Consider the following 3,279-nt stretch of genomic DNA (forward strand, 5'->3'; position numbering starts at 1 on the left):
GTAATAAATCCTTTATTGTACAAATCTTGTAATTCGTTCATTCTTTCTTCTGAAGTCTTTCTATTCTTAGAGTTGTTTACTTCTTCTTGATCATCAATCAAAATTTCATGAGATGCAATCCCCTTATCTGTGAATGCATTGATTGCTTGTGAAATTGTCATAATAATCGCAAATAGCGTCCATATAATTCCAAATGGACCGAAAGTTGGAATTACAATAAACATACCAATAAAGCAAAATATTAGACCACAAAAAAATCCCACCATTGATTGACCTTTACTTGGCTTTACCCTCACTCTCTTATTCATAACAGCCCTCCCTTTGATTTTAAAAAGACGCAACTATAGAAAATTTTATTCTCTAATAATTGCGTCAAACAAATTCTTATATTAAAATTAAACTCTCTTTAGATATTCTCCAGTACGAGTATCGATGCTGATTTTATCTCCTTGATTAACGAATAAAGGTACATAAATTGTAGCACCAGTTTCAACTGTAGCAGGTTTAGTAGCACCAGTTGCAGTATCACCTTTCACACCAGGTTCTGTATTTGTGATTTCAAGTTCAACAAATAGAGGTGGCTCGATAGCGAATACATTTCCGTTGTGAGAACACATCTTAACCATATCGTTTTCTTTAACGAATTTCAATGAAGTTCCTACTTGATCTTCGCTCATAGCAATTTGTTCATAATTTTCTACATCCATGAAGTGGAATAAATCACCATCTGAATATAAATATTGCATATCTTTTCTTTCGATGTGAGCTTGTGGACACTTTTCAGTTGGTCTGAAAGTTTTTTCTACAACACCACCATTTTTAATATTTCTTAATTTAGTTCTAACGAACGCTGCACCTTTACCTGGTTTAACATGTTGGAAATCAATTACTTGATAAATTCCGTTATCTAATTCGATAGTCAAGCCGTTTCTAAAATCGCCTGCTGATACCATTATGATATTCCTCCTTAATGCTTTTGCATATCTAACGTTCTGTTGCAATAAAGCAACAGACAAAAACCGTGATAACCCATATTATCAACTCTATTAAGTTTATAATATTATTCGCTATTTTTCAACTGTTTTTTTTAAGTATTACATATTAGTTATTATTATAATTCAATCAATTGCTTCTCTGAATGTGTGAAATTAATATGGCCGTCTTCCGTAACTACTACTAAATCTTCAATTCGTACACCACCGAAGTCTTTAATGTAAATACCTGGTTCCACTGTTTCCGTTACATTAGCTAAGATAACACTTTCTTCTGCAGAAGAGAATCTAGGATCTTCATGTATATATAAACCAACACTGTGTCCAAGACCATGTCCAAAGCAACCTTTGTATTTTGTCGAATCGATAATATCTCTAGCAATTTTATCAATATCTTTACCTACCACACCTGCATGAATTGCTTCAAGCGCAGCTAACTGTGCTTTCAATACTGTGTTGTAGACATCTTTTTGTTCCTGAGATGCTTTACCAACAACGATTGTTCTTGTCATATCTGAGCAATAACCGTTGTATAGACAACCAAAATCCATAGTAACGAAGTCACCTAGTTCAATTTTCTTTGAAGATGGTGTTGCATGTGGCATAGATGAATTCACACCTGAAGCAACGATCGAATCAAAACTTAGACCTTGTGCTCCATTTGTTTTCAAGAAAAATTCAAGATATGCTGCTACTTCTAATTCTGTCATACCCGGTTTGATTACTTCAAGAATTTTAGAGAACGCAATATCACCAATATGTTCAGCCATCTTAATATTCTCAAGTTCTTCTGCTGTTTTTACAATTCTTAGATTAGTTAAAGCTCTTTTAACTGGAACCATTTCTTTTTTATGAAGTTTTTCATTCAAATTACTATAAGTTGAAAATAGAAGATTTTCATCTTCAAATCCAAGTCTTTCAACTTTATCCGCATCTAATAAATCATTAATTGCTTCTGTGTAACCACCTTTACCAATTTCGATTACCTCAAATCCATTGCTTTCACTATTTGCTTGGATTGTATAGCGGAAATCAGTTAAGATTACATTACGATTTCTTGATACATATAGATATCCTGTTGCTCCAGAAAATCCACTGATATAACGCATGTTATAGCCGTCAGATACTAAAACCGCATCTATATTTAATTCATTTAAAACATTGATAACTCTTTCTTTAACATTCATTAGTATTACCTCCAACTTTAGAAATTATGTTTGTTACTTTTGCTTGGATATCATAGATTTAATTGCTTCTATTGCATACAGGTAACCATCTAACCCCAAACCAACAATCTGTCCCGTACAAGCTGGTGCAGTTACTGATACATGACGGAAAACCTCTCTTTTATGTACATTGGAGATATGTACCTCTATCTTAGGCATTTCAACAGATGCCAATGCATCACAAATTGCATAGCTATAATGAGTATAAGCACCTGGATTGATGATTATACCGTCCATTTCTTCAAAATATGCTTTTTGAATACGATCAATAATCTCACCTTCCCCATTGCTTTGGAAAGTTTCAATCTCAATCCCTTCTTCTTTTGCCTTTTGTTCTAACATTTTTAATAGTTTAGCAAATCCCTCTTGCCCATAGATTTCCTTTTCACGTATACCAATAAAGTTAATGTTGGGCCCATTAATGATTAGTATTCTCATAGTTACTACCATCCTTATGTTTGTTTAATAAGTGCTTTTTATAGTAATGTAACACAATTCGCTCTAGATATCTCTTAAGCACAATTTGTATCTCTTCTTTTGAGTCAATTGGTTTTGCCAAATACGAAGTCATTCCTGCTCGTTTTGCACCATATACATCAGTAAATAATTGATCTCCAACGAAGACCGAATTCTTTGGTGTTGTTCCCATTAACTCCATTGCCTTAAAGTAATTCTTAGTGCTTGGTTTATGTGCATTATAGATATAATTAGCTTGAATATCTTTATTAAATCTTTCTACACGCTCTTTTTGATTATTCGAAATTAAACATACGGAGAAGCCAATTTCTCTCAACTTAACAAATAGATTTTTTGCACGTTCTGTAGCATCTGCACCATGCTCAACAAGTGTATTATCGATGTCAAACAGGATTCCTCGATATCCCATATCAAATAACGTTTGAAAGTCAATTGAATATGCACTGTCTACATACTCGTCTGGATAAAATTTCTCTAGCATTGAAAACTCCTATCTTTTTGTAGAAATTAAAGCAACATTAACCTTGTTGCCAAAGGTATTGTACAAGCTAACCTATATTATAGCAACATATTCTTATTTACTC

At 33.1% G+C, this 3,279-nt stretch carries 5 protein-coding genes; all 5 read right to left on the minus strand.

The genetic code is table 11. The features are described from left to right. Positions 1–308, minus strand: a 308-nt coding sequence (locus ACW2QF_RS03150; RefSeq protein WP_455714542.1) for an SHOCT domain-containing protein, incomplete at its 3' end; no start/stop codon positions are given. An 87-nt stretch (positions 309–395) separates the two neighbouring features. Then, the gene (efp, locus tag ACW2QF_RS03155) at positions 396–953 is read right to left on the minus strand and encodes an elongation factor P (protein ID WP_455714543.1); all 558 of its coding nucleotides are present in this window, start codon (positions 951–953) and stop codon (positions 396–398) included. Positions 954–1,111: 158 nt separating this feature from the next. After that, positions 1,112–2,179, minus strand: a complete 1,068-nt coding sequence (locus ACW2QF_RS03160; protein WP_455714544.1) for a M24 family metallopeptidase — start codon at positions 2,177–2,179, stop codon at positions 1,112–1,114. Positions 2,180–2,212: 33 nt separating this feature from the next. Beyond that, complete coding sequence (gene aroQ / locus ACW2QF_RS03165) at positions 2,213–2,656, minus strand: type II 3-dehydroquinate dehydratase (RefSeq protein ID WP_455714545.1); 444 nt, start codon at positions 2,654–2,656, stop codon at positions 2,213–2,215. Further along, positions 2,637–3,176 carry a YqeG family HAD IIIA-type phosphatase gene (locus tag ACW2QF_RS03170; RefSeq protein ID WP_455714546.1) on the minus strand — a complete coding sequence of 180 codons (540 nt, stop codon included), beginning with the start codon at positions 3,174–3,176 and terminating at the stop codon, positions 2,637–2,639. The genes aroQ and ACW2QF_RS03170 overlap by 20 nt, the downstream gene beginning before the upstream one ends. Positions 3,177–3,279: the final 103 nt, after the last annotated feature.

This window comes from Anaerosporobacter sp. (genome assembly GCF_965301125.1).